The 17,515-nt window shown below is 70.9% G+C and carries 16 protein-coding genes, 2 tRNA genes and 1 pseudogene; 6 read left to right on the top strand and 13 right to left on the bottom strand.

Annotated elements, in window-relative coordinates; translation table 11 throughout:
- Positions 1–4 precede the first annotated feature (4 nt).
- The 5 genes from pdxS to pgsA form a co-directional block, all read right to left on the bottom strand.
- Positions 5–916 carry a pyridoxal 5'-phosphate synthase lyase subunit PdxS gene (pdxS, locus tag ACIGXO_RS20575; protein WP_030251686.1) on the bottom strand — a complete coding sequence of 304 codons (912 nt, stop codon included), beginning with the start codon at positions 914–916 and terminating at the stop codon, positions 5–7.
- Between the two features lie 162 nt (positions 917–1,078).
- Complete coding sequence (locus tag ACIGXO_RS20570; protein ID WP_399788571.1) at positions 1,079–1,621, bottom strand: hypothetical protein; 543 nt, start codon at positions 1,619–1,621, stop codon at positions 1,079–1,081.
- Between the two features lie 140 nt (positions 1,622–1,761).
- Positions 1,762–2,934, bottom strand: a complete 1,173-nt coding sequence (locus ACIGXO_RS20565) for a glycosyltransferase family 4 protein (protein WP_399788569.1) — start codon at positions 2,932–2,934, stop codon at positions 1,762–1,764.
- Complete coding sequence (locus ACIGXO_RS20560) at positions 2,931–3,896, bottom strand: phosphatidylinositol mannoside acyltransferase (RefSeq protein ID WP_399788566.1); 966 nt, start codon at positions 3,894–3,896, stop codon at positions 2,931–2,933. The genes ACIGXO_RS20565 and ACIGXO_RS20560 overlap by 4 nt, the downstream gene beginning before the upstream one ends.
- Positions 3,893–4,543, bottom strand: coding sequence for a phosphatidylinositol phosphate synthase (gene pgsA, locus ACIGXO_RS20555; protein WP_399788563.1), 651 nt, complete (start codon positions 4,541–4,543; stop codon positions 3,893–3,895). The genes ACIGXO_RS20560 and pgsA overlap by 4 nt, the downstream gene beginning before the upstream one ends.
- 364 nt (positions 4,544–4,907) lie before the next feature.
- On the opposite strand from pgsA, the gene ACIGXO_RS20550 reads away from it, so the two are divergent.
- Positions 4,908–7,115 (top strand): elongation factor G-like protein EF-G2, encoded by a 2,208-nt coding sequence (locus tag ACIGXO_RS20550; RefSeq protein ID WP_399788560.1) that lies wholly within the window; start codon positions 4,908–4,910, stop codon positions 7,113–7,115.
- A 204-nt stretch (positions 7,116–7,319) separates the two neighbouring features.
- Positions 7,320–8,981, top strand: a complete 1,662-nt coding sequence (locus ACIGXO_RS20545) for a hypothetical protein (RefSeq protein ID WP_399788557.1) — start codon at positions 7,320–7,322, stop codon at positions 8,979–8,981.
- Positions 8,982–9,052: 71 nt separating this feature from the next.
- On the opposite strand, the gene ACIGXO_RS20540 is transcribed toward ACIGXO_RS20545, so the two are convergent.
- Together ACIGXO_RS20540 and thrS are read right to left on the bottom strand one after the other, a co-directional pair.
- Positions 9,053–9,613: an HIT family protein gene (locus ACIGXO_RS20540; RefSeq protein WP_399788554.1), complete on the bottom strand. Its 561-nt coding sequence runs from the start codon at positions 9,611–9,613 to the stop codon at positions 9,053–9,055.
- Between the two features lie 71 nt (positions 9,614–9,684).
- On the bottom strand, positions 9,685–11,664 hold the full coding sequence (thrS, locus tag ACIGXO_RS20535; protein ID WP_399788552.1) for a threonine--tRNA ligase: 1,980 nt from the start codon (positions 11,662–11,664) through the stop codon (positions 9,685–9,687).
- Positions 11,665–11,819: 155 nt separating this feature from the next.
- Here thrS and ACIGXO_RS20530 point away from each other — a divergent pair, with 155 nt between their 5' ends.
- Positions 11,820–12,374, top strand: a complete 555-nt coding sequence (locus tag ACIGXO_RS20530; protein ID WP_399788549.1) for a DinB family protein — start codon at positions 11,820–11,822, stop codon at positions 12,372–12,374.
- 26 nt (positions 12,375–12,400) lie between these two features.
- Here the strand turns inward: ACIGXO_RS20530 and ACIGXO_RS20525 are convergent, their stop codons facing one another.
- Positions 12,401–13,576 carry a hypothetical protein gene (locus ACIGXO_RS20525; protein ID WP_399788546.1) on the bottom strand — a complete coding sequence of 392 codons (1,176 nt, stop codon included), beginning with the start codon at positions 13,574–13,576 and terminating at the stop codon, positions 12,401–12,403.
- A complete protein-coding gene (locus ACIGXO_RS20520) occupies positions 13,576–14,142 on the bottom strand; it encodes a DUF4365 domain-containing protein (RefSeq protein ID WP_031062783.1) in 567 nt (188 codons plus the stop codon). The genes ACIGXO_RS20525 and ACIGXO_RS20520 overlap by 1 nt, the downstream gene beginning before the upstream one ends.
- 236 nt (positions 14,143–14,378) lie before the next feature.
- Here ACIGXO_RS20520 and ACIGXO_RS20515 point away from each other — a divergent pair, with 236 nt between their 5' ends.
- Positions 14,379–15,104 carry a 3'-5' exonuclease gene (locus tag ACIGXO_RS20515; RefSeq protein WP_399788542.1) on the top strand — a complete coding sequence of 242 codons (726 nt, stop codon included), beginning with the start codon at positions 14,379–14,381 and terminating at the stop codon, positions 15,102–15,104.
- 80 nt (positions 15,105–15,184) lie between these two features.
- Here the strand turns inward: ACIGXO_RS20515 and ACIGXO_RS20510 are convergent.
- The 4 genes from ACIGXO_RS20510 to ACIGXO_RS20495 all read right to left on the bottom strand — a co-directional run bounded on the left by ACIGXO_RS20510 (position 15,185) and on the right by ACIGXO_RS20495 (position 16,463).
- A tRNA-Val gene (locus tag ACIGXO_RS20510) sits at positions 15,185–15,256 on the bottom strand.
- A gap of 60 nt (positions 15,257–15,316) precedes the next feature.
- A complete protein-coding gene (locus ACIGXO_RS20505; protein ID WP_399788540.1) occupies positions 15,317–15,787 on the bottom strand; it encodes an SRPBCC family protein in 471 nt (156 codons plus the stop codon).
- 73 nt (positions 15,788–15,860) lie between these two features.
- Positions 15,861–15,932, bottom strand: a tRNA-Val gene (locus tag ACIGXO_RS20500).
- 87 nt (positions 15,933–16,019) lie between these two features.
- Positions 16,020–16,463 (bottom strand): TIGR02611 family protein, encoded by a 444-nt coding sequence (locus tag ACIGXO_RS20495; RefSeq protein ID WP_399788537.1) that lies wholly within the window; start codon positions 16,461–16,463, stop codon positions 16,020–16,022.
- Between the two features lie 186 nt (positions 16,464–16,649).
- Here ACIGXO_RS20495 and ACIGXO_RS20490 point away from each other — a divergent pair, with 186 nt between their 5' ends.
- Both ACIGXO_RS20490 and ACIGXO_RS20485 read left to right on the top strand, forming a co-directional pair.
- Positions 16,650–17,063: an SsgA family sporulation/cell division regulator gene (locus ACIGXO_RS20490; protein WP_003959770.1), complete on the top strand. Its 414-nt coding sequence runs from the start codon at positions 16,650–16,652 to the stop codon at positions 17,061–17,063.
- 142 nt (positions 17,064–17,205) lie between these two features.
- A pseudogene (locus ACIGXO_RS20485) lies at positions 17,206–17,515 on the top strand (D-alanyl-D-alanine carboxypeptidase); the annotation flags it as partial.

Raw genomic sequence — 17,515 nt, 5'->3', positions numbered from 1 at the left:
TGCCTTACCAGCCGCGGTTGGCGTACCGCTCCGCCTCGGGGAGCGTGTCGCAGTTGATGCCGACCATGGCCTCGCCCAGGTCGCGGGAGGCGTCGGCGATGACCTTCGGGTCGTCGTAGAAGGTGGTGGCCTTCACGATGGCGGCGGCGCGCTTGGCCGGGTCGCCGGACTTGAAGATGCCGGAGCCGACGAAGACGCCCTCGGCGCCGAGCTGGCGCATCAGCGCGGCGTCGGCGGGGGTGGCGACGCCACCGGCGGAGAAGAGGACGACCGGCAGCTTGCCCAGCTCCGCGACCTCCTTGACCAGCTCGTAGGGGGCGCGCAGCTCCTTGGCGGCGGCGAACAGCTCGTTGTTGTCGCAGCCGCGCAGCTTGGCGATCTCACCCTTGATCTGGCGGAGGTGGCGGACGGCCTCGACGACGTTGCCGGTGCCGGCCTCGCCCTTGGAGCGGATCATGGCCGCGCCCTCGGCGATGCGGCGCAGGGCCTCACCGAGGTTGGTGGCGCCGCAGACGAAGGGGGTGGTGAAGGCCCACTTGTCGGAGTGGTTGACCTCGTCGGCGGGGGTGAGGACCTCGGACTCGTCGATGTAGTCGACGCCGAGGGACTGCAGGACCTGAGCCTCGACGAAGTGGCCGATGCGGGACTTGGCCATGACGGGGATCGAGACGGCGTTGATGATGCCGTCGATCATGTCCGGGTCGGACATCCGTGCCACGCCGCCGTCCTTGCGGATGTCCGCGGGGACGCGCTCCAGGGCCATGACCGCCACGGCGCCGGCGTCCTCGGCGATCTTCGCCTCCTCCGGCGTGACGACGTCCATGATCACGCCGCCCTTGAGCTGCTCGGCCATGCCGCGCTTGACGCGGGCGGTTCCGGTCTCCGGGGACTGGGGCGTGGTGGGCGTGGTGGACACGATTGACCTCACTAAGTGCGGGTGGTTGTGCTGCTGCACCTAGAGAACCGTTTGTGTACGGGAGGTGAAAAGGGCCAATTGCAGGGCGGTGGCTCTTGGGGTGGCCCCTGCCGGCTGCCGCTTCGCCTCGGTACCCGTACGGATCCGGTACTCGTACGGTGCTCAGGCCGCCGTGCGTTCCCCGAGCGCCGCCGGGGCCTCGTCGTCCATCTCGAAGGCCATCGGGAACGGGGCGTGGCCCGCGAGCCGGAACCAGCGTACGACGCGGTGCCTGCGGACGGCGCGGGCCGCGCGGACGGCGTCGTTGTGGAAGCGGCGGGCCATGGGGACGCGCCGCACCGCCGCGGTCAGCTCCGCGAGCGTCTGCTCGCCGCCGGGGGCCTCCCGTACGGCGTCGGTCTGCTCGGCCTCGTCGAAGACCGCGCGCAGCGCCTGGCTGAGCGCGCTCTCGGCGACCTCCCGCTGGTCCTCCTCGGCCTGCCGAGCCGCGTGCGCGGCCTGGTAGAGGACGATCGAGGCGGCCGGGTCGAGGACGCCGGACGTACCGAGCTCCTGCGCTACGGAGGCGCGGCGCAGGAGCTGTGCGTCCAGGGCGGCCCGGGCCGCGTCGATGCGCGCGTGCAGCCGGTCGAGACGGCCCGCGGTCCAGCTCAGGTACACCCCGATGAGGATGATCGCCGCGAGGATCCAGATGAAGGTGGTCACGGGGCGTCACGTTACCCGTCCGCGGCGCTCGGCCCGGGCCGACGGGGGCGCCGTGCCCGGCGGGGTCGGTTGCCCGGTGACGCGCCGTCGTGGCCGGTCGCGCAGTTCCCCGCGTCCCTGAGCGTCCTGCGGGCTCGTCCTCAATCGCCGGACGGGCTTGTCTTCAGCCCCCACCGCGTCCGCAAGCTCACCCTCTCGTCCGTGTCCACCGAAGCCGCGCCGTCGGCCACCGTTTCGTACACCGCGAGGATGTCCGCGCCCACCGTCGACCAGTCGAAGCGGCGTACATGGCGGGCTCCGCGCTCGCGGAGTTCCGCCAGCCGCGCCGGGTCGCGGAGCAGCCGAATGGCAGACGCGGCGAGCGCGTCCGCGTTCTCGTTGGTGAAGAGTTCGCCCGCCTCGCCCTGGTCCAGGACCTGGGCGAACGCGTCGAGGTCGCTGGCGAGGACCGGCGCCGACGCGGACATCGCCTCGACGAGGATGATGCCGAAGGACTCGCCGCCGGTGTTGGGCGCGACGTACAGGTCGACGCTGCGGAGCAGGCGGGCCTTGTCCTCGTCGGTGACCATGCCGAGGAATTCGACGCGGGAGCGGAGCTCCTCGGGGAGGTCCGCGACGGCCTCCTTCTCGTCGCCGCGCCCGGCGACCAGCAACCGTGCGTCGGGGACCTCGGCGAGGATCGCGGGCAGCGCCTTCATCAGGACGGGGAGGCCCTTGCGGGGCTCGTCGATGCGGCCTATGAAGCCGATGGTCCGGCCCTGCCACTCCTTCTTCGGCTCGGCGCGGGCGAAGAAGTCCACGTCGACGCCGTTGGGGATGACGACCGCGTCACCGCCGAGGTGTTCCACCAGCGTGCGGCGGGCGTACTCGCTGACCGCGATGCGCGCGCTGATCTTCTCCAGCGCGGGCTGGAGGATCGGGTACGCGGCGATCATGGCGCGGGAGCGCGGGTTGGAGGTGTGGAAGGTCGCCACGATGGGGCCCTGCGCCGCCCAGCAGGCCAGCAGGCCGAGGGACGGGGAGGCCGGTTCGTGGATGTGGATGACCTCGAACGCACCGTCGTGCAGCCAGCGGCGTACCCGCGCGGCGGAGAGGAAGCCGAAGTTGAGCCGCGCAACCGAACCGTTGTACGGGACGGGTACGGCACGTCCGGCGGAGACGACATACGGCGGAAGAGGTGTCTCGTCGTCCGCCGGGGCGAGTACGGAGACCTCGTGGCCGAGCCGGATCAGATGCTCGGCGAGGTCGCGGATGTGGAACTGGACCCCGCCGGGGACGTCCCACGAGTAGGGGCAGACGATGCCGATCCTCAAGGCGTCTCCGTCTCTCGGGCGTCCGCACCGCGCGGCTCCAGGTCGGCGAGCCACAGTCGCTGCAGCATGTGCCAGTCCTCCGGGTGCTCGGCGATGCCCGAGGCGAAGGCGTCGGCCATGGCCTGGGTCATCGCGGCGGCCTTGTCGGTGCGCGTACCGGTCTCGGGTACCTCGATCCCGGGGTGCACACGGCCCCGCATGACGGGCGTACCGTCGTACCACAAGGTCACGGGCAGCAGCACCGCGCCGGTCTGGAGCGCGAGCATGGCCGGTCCGGCGGGCATCTTGGCGGCCTCGCCGAAGAACTTCACCTCCATGCCGGAGCGGGACAGGTCGCGGTCGGCGACCAGGCAGACCAGGCCGCCGGCGCGCAGCCGCCGGGCGAGTATGCCGAAGGCCGCGCCGCCGTTGTGCGGCAGTACTTCCATGCCCAGGCCCTCGCGGTAGGCGACGAACCGGTCGTAGAGGGTCTCGGGCTTCAGGCGCTGGGCGACGGTGGTGAAGGGGACGCCGAGCTTGGTGGTGACCCAGGCGCCCGCGAGGTCGTAGTTGCCCATGTGGGGCAGGGCGAGGATGACGCCGCGGTCGCTGTCCAGCGCGTCGGTGAGGTGGTGGACGTCGGTGACGTCCATGCCCTGCGCGATCCGCTCGCGGCTCCAGGCCGGCAGGCGGAAGGATTCCATCCAGTACCGCATGTAGGAGCGCATGCCGGCCCGGGAGAGCCGGGAGAGGGCCTGCGGGGAGGCGTCGGGGACGACCCGCGCGAGGTTGGCCTCCAGGCGCCGTACGCCGTTGCCGCGCCGCTTCCAGACGGCGTCGGCGATGCGCTCGCCCAGCTGTACGGCGACCGGCTCGGGCAGCTTCTTGACCGTGGCCCAGCCCAGGCCGTACAGCGCGTCGGACAGTTTCCCCGTGTCCAGCAGCCGGTCGAGGCCGGGCAGCTTGCCGATGTCGAGTTTCACGCGCTCTCTCCCCCCACGGCGTCCGCCTCGGCGGACTCCCGGCGTACGGTGACCACCCGCTGGCCCAGGGTGACCGCGCTGCCGACGGCCACGATCCACAGGGCGATCGGCAGCAGGTTCTGGATCCAGGGCACGCCGAACTTGTGCAGTCCCGAGAAGCCGCAGGCCACCAGCGAGATCACCAGGCGTTCGGCGCGCTCGATCAGGCCGTTGACGTTGACCGGGAGGCCGATGCTCTCGCCGCGCGCCTTGGTGTACGAGACGACCTGGCCGGAGGCGAGGCAGAAGATCGTCACCGCGGTGAGCAGCAGGTCGTCGCCGCGGCCCGCGTACCAGAGGGCGAGGCCGCCGAAGATCGCGGCGTCGGCGACGCGGTCGAGCGTGGAGTCCAGGAAGGCGCCCCAGCGGCTGGAGCGGCCCAGTTGCCGTGCCATGTTGCCGTCGACCAGGTCCGAGAAGACGAACAGGGTGATGACGACGGTGCCCCAGAAGAACTCGCCCAGCGGGTAGAAGACCAGCGCGCCGGCGACCACGCCGGCGGTACCGAGGACGGTGACCACGTCGGGGCTGATGCCGAGGCGGATGAGCAGGGCGGCGAACGGCGTGAGAACACGCGTGAAGAACGCACGCGCGTACTTGTTCAGCATGGCCTTCCCGGAGGTTGTGTGCGGGCCGCGCGGTCAGTACGGCCACCGGCTGGCCCATCGTAGCCAGCCGTCCTCGGCGCTTTGCGAACGCACCACGGCTCACGATCGCCCCCGGGACGCGCCGGAGCCTCCCTCGCCACCCGCCCGGAGCACTCGGCCGGGGGCGCGTGCGGGGCCACGACCACGGCGGAAAGGGGCAGTTGGCGGCCGCACACGGGTGCCCTGTGCACCCGTTCGGGCTTGTCCCGCATGATCCCCGAGCACCCCCAAGATCCCCTATCGTCCCTTGTGCGATGTATGGACGCACCATGACCTCGGTGGAAAGCTCGGAACACCGCAGAGTGTCGACCTGGAGGCGAAGCACATGGGCGACAAGACGAGCACACATCCAGGAGCCGCCGGCAGGGCAGCGACGGTCGACCACCCCTCCTCCGTACGGAATGTGGTGCTGGTCGGCCACAGCGGATCGGGGAAGACCACCCTGGTCGAAGCCCTCGCGCTCGCATCGGGCGCGGTCAACAGGGCGGGCCGGGTCGAGGACGGCGGCTGCCTGTCCGACTACGACGAGATCGAGCACCGGCAGCAACGCTCCGTACAGCTCTCCCTGGTCCCGGTCGAATGGGACGGAATCAAAATCAATCTTTTGGACACTCCCGGATACGCCGATTTCGTCGGGGAGCTGAGGGCCGGTCTGCGGGCAGCGGACGCGGCCCTTTTCGTTGTCTCGGCGGCGGACGGCGTGGACGGCGCCACCCGAATGGTCTGGGACGAGTGCGCGGCTGTCGGAATGCCCCGCGCCATAGTGGTCACGCACCTCGAAGCGGCCCGCGCCGACTTCGACGGCATGACCGAGACCTGCCGCACGTCCTTCGGCGGCGAGGACCCCGACGCCGTGCTGCCGCTGTACCTCCCGCTGTACGGCGAGGCCGGCGCCGACGGCCACCGGCCCGTGCACGGCCTGATCGGGCTGCTCTCCCAGCGGGTGTACGACTACTCCGGAGGCACCAGGAAGGAGCGCGATCCCGAATCCGGCGAGCTGCCCCTCATCGAGGAGGCCCGCAACCGCCTCATCGAGGGGATCATCGCCGAGAGCGAGGACGAGTCCCTGATGGACCGCTACCTCGGCGGCGAGGACATCGACATCAAGACACTCATCGGCGACCTGGAGACCGCCGTCGCACGCGGCAGCTTCCACCCCGTACTGGCCGCGGCGCCCGCCGCCGACGGCAGCAAGGAGGGCCTGGGCACCATCGAACTGCTGGAACTGATCACCGGCGGCTTCCCCGCGCCCACCGAGCGCGAGGTCCCGCCCGTCACCACCCCCGACGGCAAGCCGCACCCCGCCCTCACCTGCGACCCCGCCGGGCCGCTGGCCGCCGAGGTCGTCAAGACCTCCTCCGACCCCTACGTCGGACGGCTCTCGCTCGTACGGGTCTTCTCCGGCACCCTGCGCCCCGACGAGACGGTGCACGTCTCCGGGCACGGGCTGGCCGACCGCGGCCACGAGGACCACGACGTCGACGAGCGCATCGGCGCCCTGTCCGCCCCCTTCGGCAAGCAGCAGCGCACGGTCACCAAGGTCGTCGCCGGCGACCTGGCCTGCGTCGCGAAGCTCTCCCGCGCCGAGACCGGCGACACCCTCTCCGCGAAGGACGCGCCGCTGCTGATGGCGCCCTGGGACATGCCCGACCCGCTGCTGCCGGTCGCCATCCAGGCACACAGCAAGGCCGACGAGGACAAGCTCTCCCAGGGCCTCGCGCGGCTCGTCGCCGAGGACCCCACGATGCGCCTGGAGCAGAACCCCGACACCCACCAGGTCGTCCTGTGGTGCCTGGGCGAGGCGCACATGGACGTGGCGCTGGAGCGGCTGCGCGCCCGGTACGGAGTCCAGGTCGACGCCGTACCGCACAAGGTCTCGCTGCGCGAGACGTTCGGCGCGAAGGCCGCCGGGCGCGGCCGGCACGTCAAGCAGTCGGGCGGCCACGGGCAGTACGCGATCTGCGAGATCGAGGTCGAGCCGCTCCCGGGCGGCAGCGGCATCGAATTCGTCGACAAGGTCGTCGGCGGGGCCGTGCCCCGGCAGTTCATCCCGTCCGTGGAGAAGGGCGTACGGGCCCAGGCGGCGCGCGGGGTCGCGGCCGGGTACCCCCTCGTCGACATCCGCGTGACGCTGCTGGACGGCAAGGCGCACTCCGTCGACTCCTCCGACGCCGCGTTCCAGACCGCGGGCGCCCTCGCCCTGCGCGAGGCCGCCGCCGACGCCGCCATCCACCTGCTGGAGCCGGTCGCCGAGGTCACCGTCCTGGTGCCCGACGACTACGTGGGCCCGGTGATGAGCGACCTGTCCGGGCGGCGCGGCCGGGTCGTGGGCACCGAACAGTCCGGCGCGGGCCGGACGTTGGTGCGCGCCGAGGTCCCGGAGATCGAAATCGGCCGCTACGCCGTCGATCTCCGGTCACTTTCGCACGGCACCGGCCGTTTCCACCGCACGTACGCACGGCACGAGCCGATGCCGCCGCAGCTCGCCACCAAGATCCGCGCAGAGCGCGAAAAGCCGGAGAACGGCGGCTAGTCCGCCTGCTGACGACCGCGGAGCAGCCGGCGTACCGCCCGGGACAAGGAGCTCAACTCCCTTGGACGGTACGCCGGCTGCACGTCGGCTGTACGCTGAGGACGCAGCTCAGAGGTGTGCCGGGGGCGGCCGGTGGGAAGGTCGCTCAGAGGCGTTCTGCGGGGCACGCCAACGGCAGGGGCAGACGGCGGCGAGGGGGCCTTGGTGACAACGATTGACGGCTTCGACTTCAGCCCGGGAGCGCAGGTCCCGCTCACCGGCGGGGCGGGGCAGACGGCCGCTACCCAGGCGCTGGCCTCCGCCGCGTACCGGGACACCCCGCTCTCCACGATCTCCGACGCCGACTCCGACACCGCCAAGTCGGAGATCAAGAAGCCCCGGCTCTCCCTGTTCGAGCCCAACCTCGGCGAGGCGTTCGCGCGCGCCGTCCAGGTCCGGATGCTCGGCGGCGGCCGCAAGCCGCTCATCCAGTCCTTCGGCATAGAGCCGCAGACCGTCGTCGAGCACTGCCTCGCCGCCAACCGCATCCGCAAGGAACGCGACGCGAAACTGACGGTCCTCATGGTCGTCTTCGGGGTGCTCTTCCTGCCCGGCGTGCTCCTCTGGTTCGGCGGCTTCCAGCTCAAGCGGATCCTGGACAAGGCCACCAGCAAGGGCAAGAGCGCGCTGGGCACGGTGCTGCTCGTGGCCCTCTGCGGCATCGCCCTGATCTTCCTGATCAAGCTCCCGTTCGACAGCTTCTGGACGGTCTACCTCCGCCTGATGCTGATCGCCCCGGTCATAGGCTGGTGGTGGGCCAAGCGGATCTGCGAGCGCGCCGCCAACGACATGCGCGACGCGTGGAAGGGCCTCCTCGAAGGCGGCGGCGTCGGCGCGCGCATCCCCGAGGCCGTGCCCCAGGACCCGAACGAGACCGCAGCCGAGCGCCTCCGCCAGAACCTCGCCAAGCTCACCGCCGAGCAGGCCAGCAACGTCGTCTTCTACGCCGGCCCCAAGGGCATACTCGGCATGGGCACCCGCTGGGGCAGCTGGCAGCTCGCCGAGGAGCTGCGCCCCGCGGACCCGGACGGCGAGATCCACCCCTTCCGCAGCTGGGACGTCATCCGCGTCATCCATGACCGGCTCAAGCTCCTGGAGCGCAGCCCGCTGCACACCGGCGGCTTCGGCCAGGCCCCCTCCGTGAAGCACTGGATCGTCTCCCCCGTCGGCGAGAACGCCGGCGAGGTCGCCCGCCCCGAGGGCACCGACACCGACGCCTTCCAGATCCGCCCGCACGAGATAGAGCGGATCTGCAACGAGCAGCAGTTCGGCAGCGGCAACCGCCACTACCTCGGCGTCCAGTTCGTCCTCTGGGACGGCCAGCTCGTCCTCACCCTGATGATCACCGTGACCGTGCTGCACGAGACGCTGCGCATCGAGGTCACGGGACACGCCCTCGGCCCGGTCCACGGCCTGTTCACCACCAAGCCCAAGGCCAAGACGGTGACCGAGGCGAAGGTCGTGAAGTTCTGGGAGACCAAGGAGCGGCAGCTCCCGCTCATCGACGCCGACGAGGTCGTCCGCCTCGCCGCGCGCGCCCCCCTGACCTGGTTCCCGCCGGTACTGGACTTCCTCGGCGGCAAGCTCGTCCTGCCCGAGCCCTTCGGGCTGCGCCACGCCTGGGCCGACAAGCCCTGGCGGCACCGCTTCATGGCGGATGACGCGCTGCGCGCCGCCACGCCCGTACTGCGCGTGGTGCACTCCGCCGCGATGAGCGTCCTGAAGGAGAACGGCGTGGACACCGAGCGCTTCGACAACCGCTCGCTGGCCCTCAGCGGCGCGGTCCAGGACGTGGCTCCGAAGAAGGCCGACGTCTACGACGCGTAACCGCCGCGCACGGTAAGTACGCCTGGGGCCCGTACGGAATTCCGTACGGGCCCCGGGCGCGATATCGGCCGTTACACCGCCGGCCAGGCGTCCGCCAGCATCGCGCGGGTATCGGCCAGCAGCTGCGGCAGCACCTTGGTGTGCGCCGTCACGGGCATGAAGTTGGTGTCGCCGCCCCAGCGCGGGACGACGTGCTGGTGCAGGTGGGCGGCGATACCGGCGCCGGCGACCCCGCCCTGGTTCATCCCGATGTTGAAGCCGTGCGCGCCCGACGCCGCGCGCAGCGCCGCCATCGCCTGCTTCGTGAGCTTCGCCAGCTCCGCCGTCTCGGCGTCGTCCAGCTCGGTGTAGTCGGCGACGTGCCGGTAGGGCACCACCATGAGGTGCCCACCGTTGTACGGGTAAAGGTTGAGCACCGCGTACACGTGCTCGCCGCGGGCGACGACCAGGCCGTCCTCGTCGGACTTCGACGGGATCGTGCAGAACGGACAGCCGTCGTCGGCTCCCGGGCCCGTGGGCTTGTTCTCACCCTGGATGTAGGCCATCCGGTGCGGCGTCCACAGGCGCTGGAAGGCGTCCTGTGTCCCGACTCCGATCTGCTGCTCCGGCTCAGTCGTCATGAAACGCAGCATATTCCCTGGTACGGACGCGGTGAGGGGCGGCCCTGTGGACCGCCCCTCGAATTCTCGCCCCGTGGTCCGGATCAGACCTGGGCGCGCTCCTCGACCGCCTTGAGGATCTTGGCGATCGCCTCGTCCTTCGGGATGCCGTTCTCCTGGGAGCCGTCCCGGTACCGGAAGGAGACCGCGCCCTGCTCCATGTCCTCGTCACCCGCGATGACCATGTAGGGCACCTTGGACTTCTGGGCGTTGCGGATCTTCTTCTGCATCCGGTCCGAGGACGAGTCGACCTCGATGCGCAGGCCCTTCTTCTTGGCCTCGGCCGCGAACTCCTCGAGGTACGGCACGTGCGCGTCGCCGATCGGGATGCCGGTCGCCTGGACGGGCGCCAGCCAGACCGGGAAGGCACCGGCGTAGTGCTCCAGGAGCACCGCGAAGAACCGCTCGATCGAACCGAACAGCGCGCGGTGGATCATGACCGGGCGCTGCTTGGAGCCGTCCGCCGAGGTGTACTCCAGGTCGAAGCGCTCCGGCAGGTTGAAGTCGAGCTGGATGGTCGACATCTGCCAGGTCCGGCCGATCGCATCCTTGGCCTGGACGGAGATCTTCGGACCGTAGAAGGCCGCGCCGCCCGGGTCGGCGACCAGTTCGAGGCCCTGCTTCTCGGCCACCTTGCGCAGCGTCTCGGTGGCCTCCTCCCACGCGTCGTCGCTGCCGACGAACTTCTCCGGGTCCTTGGTGGACAGCTCCAGGTAGAAGTCGTTCAGGCCGTAGTCGCGGAGCAGGTTCAGGACGAAGGTGAGCGTCGTGTCGAGCTCGTCCGCCATCTGCTCGCGGGTGCAGTAGATGTGCGCGTCGTCCTGGGTGAAGCCGCGGGCGCGGGTCAGGCCGTGCACCACGCCGGACTTCTCGTACCGGTACACCGTCCCGAACTCGAAGAGACGCAGCGGCAGTTCGCGGTACGAACGCCCCCGCGCGTCGAAGATCAGGTTGTGCATGGGGCAGTTCATGGGCTTGAGGTAGTAGTCAATGCCCTCGTCGAGCTGCATGGGCGGGTACATGCCGTCGGCGTACCAGTCCAGGTGCCCCGACGTCTCGAAGAGCTTCCCCTTGGTGGCGTGCGGGGTGTAGACGAACTCGTAGCCCTCTTCCTCGTGGCGCCGCCGCGAGTAGTCCTCCATGACCCGGCGGATGATGCCGCCCTTGGGGTGGAAGACCGCGAGGCCGGAGCCGATCTGCTCCGGGATGGAGAACAGGTCCAGCTCGCTGCCCAGCTTGCGGTGGTCCCGCTTCTCGGCCTCGGCGAGGAACTCCAGGTACGCCTTGAGCTCGTCCTTGGTCGGCCAGGCGGTGCCGTAGATCCGCTGCAGCTGCTTGTTCTTCTCGCTGCCGCGCCAGTACGCGGCGGCGGAGCGCATCAGCTTGAACGCCGGGATGTTCCGGGTGGTGGGCAGGTGCGGGCCCCGGCAGAGGTCCTTCCAGCACAGGTCGCCGGTCTTGGCGTCGAGGTTGTCGTAGATGGTCAGCTCGCCCGCGCCGACCTCCGCGTCCGCGCCCTCGGCGGCCTCGCCCGCGTTGCCCTTGAGGCCGATCAGCTCGAGCTTGTACGGCTCGGCGGCCAGCTCCTCGCGGGCGTCCTCGTCGGTGGTGACCCGGCGCGAGAAGCGCTGGCCCCGCTTCTGGATCTCCTGCATCTTCTTCTCGATGCGCTTGAGGTCCTCGGGGGTGAACGGGGTCTCGACGTCGAAGTCGTAGTAGAAGCCGTCCTTGATGGGCGGGCCGATGCCGAGCTTGGCCTCCGGGAACAGCTCCTGCACGGCCTGGGCCATCACGTGCGCGGTGGAGTGCCGCAGGATGTTCAGGCCGTCCTCGGAGGTGATCTCCACGGGCTCGACGGTCTCGCCGTCGGCGACCTCGTACGCGAGGTCCTTGAGCTCTCCGGCCACCCGCGCCGCGACGATGCTGCGCTCGCCCTGGAAGAGGTCGGCGGCCGTAGTGCCCGTGGTCACCACGCGTTCTTCCCGCTCGGAATCGCGTTGGATGGTCACACGGACGTCTGACACCGGACTCTCCTGACTCATGTCTGCTGGGCGGCAGCGATCGCTGCGCACGGTGAATCGTACCGAGCCACCGGCCCGCCTCGCGAAACGGTTGTTTGCCGGACTCCCGGCACGGGCATTTCCGGGCGTTGCGGGCTCCGCGCCCGTACTGTCGCGTCATGACCATCGACTGGAACGACCAGCTGTCCGAGCAGCTCGACTTTCACTGGCGTCATCAGCTGCGGGACCGGCTGTCCGGGCTGAGCGACGAGGAGTACTTCTGGGAGCCCGCGCCGGGCGCCTGGAACGTGCGCCCCCGCGGGACGAGCAGTGCGCCCATCGCGGCGGGCTCCGGCGACTTCACGGTCGACTTCGCGTTCCCCGAGCCGGTGCCGCCGCCGGTGACGACCATCGCCTGGCGGCTGGCCCACATCATCGTCGGCGTGTTCGGGATGCGCGTCGCGAACCATTTCGGCGGGCCCAAGATGGACTACGAGTCCTTCGCCTACGCGGGCACGGCCCAGGAGGCGCTGGCGCAGCTCGACGCGGCGTACGCGGCGTGGCAGGCGGGCGTGCGGGGGCTGAGCGAGGAGGACCTGGCGCGGCCCTGCGGTCCCGCCGAGGGACCGTACGGCGAGTACCCGATGGCGACGCTGGTGCTGCACATCAACCGGGAGGTCATCCACCACGGTGCGGAGATCGCGCTGCTGCGTGATCTGTACCCGCACCGCTGACGCCCGCCATCGGATGACGGCACGGCTCACTCGCCCCCGCACGCCTCCTCGAAGTGGTCCAGGTTCTCCTGGAGCGACTTCAGCAGCCGGTCCCGCTCCGCCTCGTCGACCTGTACGGGCGTGACGCCGCTCGCGCCCGTGATCCGCCGGAAACCGCCGCGGCTCTCCAGCCGCCCGGTGATCCGTACCGGCAGTCCCAGCAGGTGGGCGTGGCCCGCGATCCGGTAGTCCTCCTCGCCGAGGGCGACCCTGACCTGCGCCACGTCCGCGCCGGCCAGCACCCGCAGCCGTACCGCGCCCGCGCCGTCGGGCCGCTCGCGGCGCATCCGGACGACCGTGCCGGTCACCCGCACGGCGAGCGAGGGCTCGTCCCGTACGTACCGCTGAGCGGCCTGCCGCAGCGCGGGCAGGTCGCCGGGGGTGAACTCGACGGGCTCCGGGCGGGCCGGGCAGCCCGGCGGCGCACCCTCGGCCGGTGACCACTCGATCACGATGCGCACCCCTTCGGCGCCGCGCACCAGGGAGATCAGCGCCTCGGCCAGCTCGTGGCAGACGCCCAGCTCGACGGCGGCCTCGTACGCCTCCATGCGGCCGGTGGCGCGCTGGTAGTCCGTGGCGTCGCGGGCGGCGTGCAGCGCCCGCTGGAGGCCGGCGACCATGCCGCGCCCCGCACTGACCGGAACGTACGCGGCGAGGCTGCGGCCCGCGGGCGCCGGGCCGACCAGCACCTGGTCCAGCAGCGCCTCGGCCTGCCGCCGGTGCCGCGCGCCGTGATAGCCGGCCCGCGCATACGTGCCGAGCGCCCCGGCCACCAGCAGGGAGCGGGCGGCGGCGCGCAGCCGTTCCTGCGCGGTCCACAGCGTCGCGCCGGAGCCCTCGTCGGGGACGTCGCGCTCCCAGCGCACCTCGTCACTGGGCAGCGCGAGGCCGACCAGCACCTCGCGGGCCGAGGGCGCGGCGCTGCGCGCGAGCGCGGTCAGGGCCTCGGCGAGCAGGTCGGTGCTGTCGGGGAAGCGCGCGGACTCGGGCACGAGGACGCTGGTGCCCGCGGTGCCGCCGGGCGGAGTCCAGCGGCCGTACTGGCCCTGGGTGCCGCCGCGGCGGTGCCAGCCGTGCCGGCCCAGCAGGGCGGTGAGGACGGCCGGATCGACCCGGGCGGGGTCGGGAACAGGGAGCGGTTGCTCGTCGGTCGGCCGGTACATCAGGGTCTCCCTCCCGCCCCGACCCGCGTCATGATCTCGGCGAGCGCACGGTCGTCGAAGATCCGCGTGGTCGGAATCCGCACAGTGGTCTTGCGCCTGCCGGTGGCCTGCTGGCCGGCCAGGTTGATCCAGTAACAGCAGTGCCGCAGTTCGAGCCGGTCGTGGCTCGCGCGCAGCCAGTCCTCGGGGGTGCGCGGCACGAGCATCACGACCAGGATCTTGTGCACCGCGACGGGGGTACGGGCGAGCTTCACGAGGTGGTCGTTGTCCAGCGTGAAGCCGAAGCTGGGCCCCGGCGGCCGGGGCTGGACCTGGTAGGTGCACTTGAGCTGCACCTTGATGGTCACTTCGTCGTCGATGGTGTGGCCGGACGAGCCGTGGCTGACGTGCCAGTCGATGCCGTTGTCCGGGAAGGGCTGCGCGAGCGAGCAGCCGGCCGCCGCGGCCACGGCGTGGAGATAGCCCACCTGGAGCGTCTCCATGGAGGCGGTGGTGGCGAGCTGGCCGCGCAGCGGTACCGGTCGCTCGGGCAGGTACCCACCCGGCTCGGGCTGTGCGAGCGTCATCGCTCCAGTGCCTTCCGGGCGTTGCGGTGGTGCCGGTCGGGTGCGTGGGGGTGTGACGGGGTCCGGGCCGCACGGCGGTCCGGCGGACCGCGCGTGGGGCTGCGGTCCCCTCTGTGTTGTCTCCGTGTCAAGTGGTCAGCAAACAATGGCGGTTCGACAACCGTGGAGGCCGGGTATCACCAGCTCGGGCGGCCCGGGGCAGGCCACCCGCCGCAGGAGCACGAGGAGTTGGGACAATGCCGAGCTGGTTCGACGGGCCGCTTGCTGCCTTCGACACCGAGACGACGGGGATCGATGTGGAGCAGGACCGCATCGTCTCCGCCGCTCTGGTCGTCCAGGAGACGCCCCGCTCGACTCCGCGGGTCACGCGCTGGCTGGTCAATCCGGGTGTGGACATCCCGGAGGCGGCGACGGCCGTGCACGGCCTGACGGCCGGGCATCTGGCGATGAACGGCCGCTGGCCCGCGCCGGTGATGGAGGAGATAGCGCGGGCCCTGGCGGAGCAGGCGATGGCGGGGCGGCCGCTGGTGGTGATGAACGCACCGTTCGATCTGACGCTGCTGGACCGCGAGTTGCGGCGGCACCGCGCGTCGTCGCTGGCGGCGTATCTCGGTGCGCAGTCGTTGTGCGTGCTGGATCCGCGGGTGCTGGACAAGCATCTGGACCGGTACCGCAAGGGCCGCCGGACGCTGTCGGACCTGTGCGAGCACTACGGCGTCGAGCTGTCGGGGGCGCATGAGGCGGCGGCGGACGCGACGGCGTCACTGCAGGTCGTACGGGCGCTGGGGCAGGCGTTCGCGACGCGGCTCGAAGGGCTGAGCGTGGCGGAGCTGCACGCGCTGCAGGCGGTGTGGCACGCCGCCCAAGCGCGGGGCCTCCAGGCATGGTTCGCGCGCAACGGCACGGAGGAGGCGGTGGACCCGCACTGGCCGCTGCGGCCGGATCTGCCGGCGGCGGCGTGATCGTCCGCGGAAGAGCAGCATGAACGTACGAACGTACGCAAAAGGCCGGACCGTTGTGACGGTCCGGCCTTCTCTCCGGGTGGGCGATACTGGGTTCGAACCAGTGACCTCTTCGGTGTGAACGAAGCGCTCTCCCACTGAGCTAATCGCCCGGGGTTCTTGAGGTGTCCCTCGCGAACGACCTGAACAATACAGGTCGCGGGGCCCCTCGTTCAAATTCCTTGGTGACCGTCCAGCCAGGCGGCCAGTCCGCGCCGCCCGGCCCGCATCATCAGCGCGTGGTTGAGGCGGAAGAACGGCCGCCCCGGGTAGGCCAGCAGCCGCATGAAGCGCCGGCGCACCTCGACCTCCTGCTCGTACAGCGCGCGGGTGCCGGTGCCGTGCGGGCGTACCGTCCAGCGCGCCCAGCCGTCGATGTCGCCGTGCAGCGCCGTCTCCAGGACGCCGGCGCGCGGGTCGCGGCGGGTCTCCCGGGCGGTGACGCGGAGGCTGTAGGGCAGTACGGAGCGGATGCGGGCGGCGCCGGAGTGCTCGTCGGTCCGGTGCACCTCGGCGACCTGCGGCCACCAGCGGGGGTAGGACTCGGTCCGTTCGAGGACGGCGTAGACGACGCCGGGCGCAGCGTCCAGCAGCCAGACGCTGCGGAAGCGGTAGTGGTGGGGGCGGAGCGGCCGGAAGGGCATGGGTCCAGTGTGCCGCGCCGGGGAATGCCGAAGGGCCCGGAGGCTGAAGAAACCTCCGGGCCCTTGGACCGGGTGGGCGATACTGGGTTCGAACCAGTGACCTCTTCGGTGTGAACGAAGCGCTCTCCCACTGAGCTAATCGCCCGGGGCGCCGGTGCCTCGGGGGCCTGGCGCACGGCCAACATTACCGCATGTCAGCGGGGCTCCTGACCACGGTGCGGCCGGGCCGCTGTCACTCGGTGATGTTCCAGGGCATCTCGAAGCCGAACTTCCACACGTACACCGCGAGCGCCACGGCGATGATCACGACGCCGATCGACGTGAGGATGATGTTGCGCCGCCGGACCTTGGGGTCCAGGGCCTTCTGGGCGGCCTCGGTGACCTTGCGCTTGGTCCAGCGGAGCACGAGCTGCGCCCAGACGAACTCGGTCGCCCAGATCGCCATGCCGGCGAAGATCACCAGCCAGCCGGGCCCGGGCAGCGGCAGCATGATGATGCCGCCGACGACCACCGCGAGGCCGACGACGAAGATCCCGACCTGCCAGCTCATGTGCAGGGTCCGGGAGCGCTTCACGAAATGCGGCGCCTTGGACCCCAGCTTCTGCGGGACCGCCGTCGCGCCCCGTGTCGACGCGCCTCCCGCGGCGCCCCGACGCTCGTCACTCTCCGCATTCATACCGGCAAACCTACCCGACGCTCCACAGGCCCGCATGAACGCTCGGGAGGATCCCGGACTCCGCCGTAAGAGGTACTCGAAGCCACCCAAAACAGTCAGAGGGGTTTACAACGCCACCGTAGGTGGCATGTCGATTTCGCCGACGTGCGAACCCCCGAGCGCACACTGAGCGAAAGGCCCTGGCGTATGAACACCACGGTCAGCTGCGAGCTGCACCTGCGCCTCGTTGTGTCGAGCGAGTCCTCACTGCCTGTACCTGCGGGCCTGCGGTATGACACGGCCGATCCTTATGCCGTGCACGCCACCTTCCACACCGGAGCCGAGGAGACCGTCGAGTGGGTTTTCGCCCGCGATCTCCTCGCCGAGGGCCTCCATCGGCCCACCGGCACCGGCGACGTCCGCGTCTGGCCGTCCCGGAGTCACGGTCAGGGAGTCGTCTGCATCGCCCTGAGCTCCCCGGAAGGCGAGGCTCTGCTCGAGGCCCCGGCGCGGGCCCTGGAATCCTTCCTCAAGCGCACGGATGCCGCGGTCCCGCCCGGCACCGAGCACCGACACTTCGATCTCGACACGGAGCTCTCCCACATCCTCGCGGAGAGCTGAGGAGACCCGCGGCCGCGTACCGCGTCAACCGCCCACCACTCGCGCCGTCCGACTCGGGGAGACGGCGCAGGACGGACAAGTTCATACGGCAACCACCGGCGCCGTCGCCGCGGCGCCCGCGCAGGCCGTCACGACGCCGTCCATCGCCGCCAAGGGCGGCTACGTCATGAACGACGCCAACGGCGCGTCGCTGTACACCAAGTACGCCGACACGCGCCGCTCCACCGGCTCCACGACGAAGATCATGACCGCGAAGGTCGTGCTGTCGCAGCCGAACCTCAACCTGGACGCCAAGGTCACCATCCAGAAGGCGTACAGCGACTACGTGGTGTCGAAGAACGCCTCCCAGGCCCACCTGATCGTGGGCGACAAGGTCACCGTCCGCCAGCTGCTGTACGGCCTGATGCTGCCGTCCGGCTGCGACGCCGCGTACGCCCTCGCCGACAAGTTCG

The organism is Streptomyces sp. NPDC053542, from assembly GCF_044544685.1.
In the GTDB taxonomy this organism is placed as follows: Bacteria; Actinomycetota; Actinomycetes; order Streptomycetales; family Streptomycetaceae; genus Streptomyces.
Note: the sequence above shows the minus strand (reverse complement) of the source record. Positions and strands in the feature narration are given on the sequence as shown.

Excerpts from the sequence above, each read along its gene's own strand:
- ACIGXO_RS20490 (WP_003959770.1), top strand. The coding sequence starts at position 16,650 with ATGAACACCACGGTCAGCTGCGAGCTGCACCTGCGCCTCGTTGTGTCG.
- ACIGXO_RS20525 (WP_399788546.1), bottom strand. The coding sequence starts at position 13,576 with ATGTACCGGCCGACCGACGAGCAACCGCTCCCTGTTCCCGACCCCGCC.
- ACIGXO_RS20495 (WP_399788537.1), bottom strand. The coding sequence starts at position 16,463 with ATGAATGCGGAGAGTGACGAGCGTCGGGGCGCCGCGGGAGGCGCGTCG.
- ACIGXO_RS20550 (WP_399788560.1), top strand. The coding sequence starts at position 4,908 with ATGGGCGACAAGACGAGCACACATCCAGGAGCCGCCGGCAGGGCAGCG.
- ACIGXO_RS20520 (WP_031062783.1), bottom strand. The coding sequence starts at position 14,142 with ATGACGCTCGCACAGCCCGAGCCGGGTGGGTACCTGCCCGAGCGACCG.
- ACIGXO_RS20530 (WP_399788549.1), top strand. The coding sequence starts at position 11,820 with ATGACCATCGACTGGAACGACCAGCTGTCCGAGCAGCTCGACTTTCAC.
- ACIGXO_RS20505 (WP_399788540.1), bottom strand. The coding sequence starts at position 15,787 with ATGCCCTTCCGGCCGCTCCGCCCCCACCACTACCGCTTCCGCAGCGTC.
- ACIGXO_RS20515 (WP_399788542.1), top strand. The coding sequence starts at position 14,379 with ATGCCGAGCTGGTTCGACGGGCCGCTTGCTGCCTTCGACACCGAGACG.
- ACIGXO_RS20540 (WP_399788554.1), bottom strand. The coding sequence starts at position 9,613 with ATGCTGCGTTTCATGACGACTGAGCCGGAGCAGCAGATCGGAGTCGGG.
- pgsA (WP_399788563.1), bottom strand. The coding sequence starts at position 4,543 with ATGCTGAACAAGTACGCGCGTGCGTTCTTCACGCGTGTTCTCACGCCG.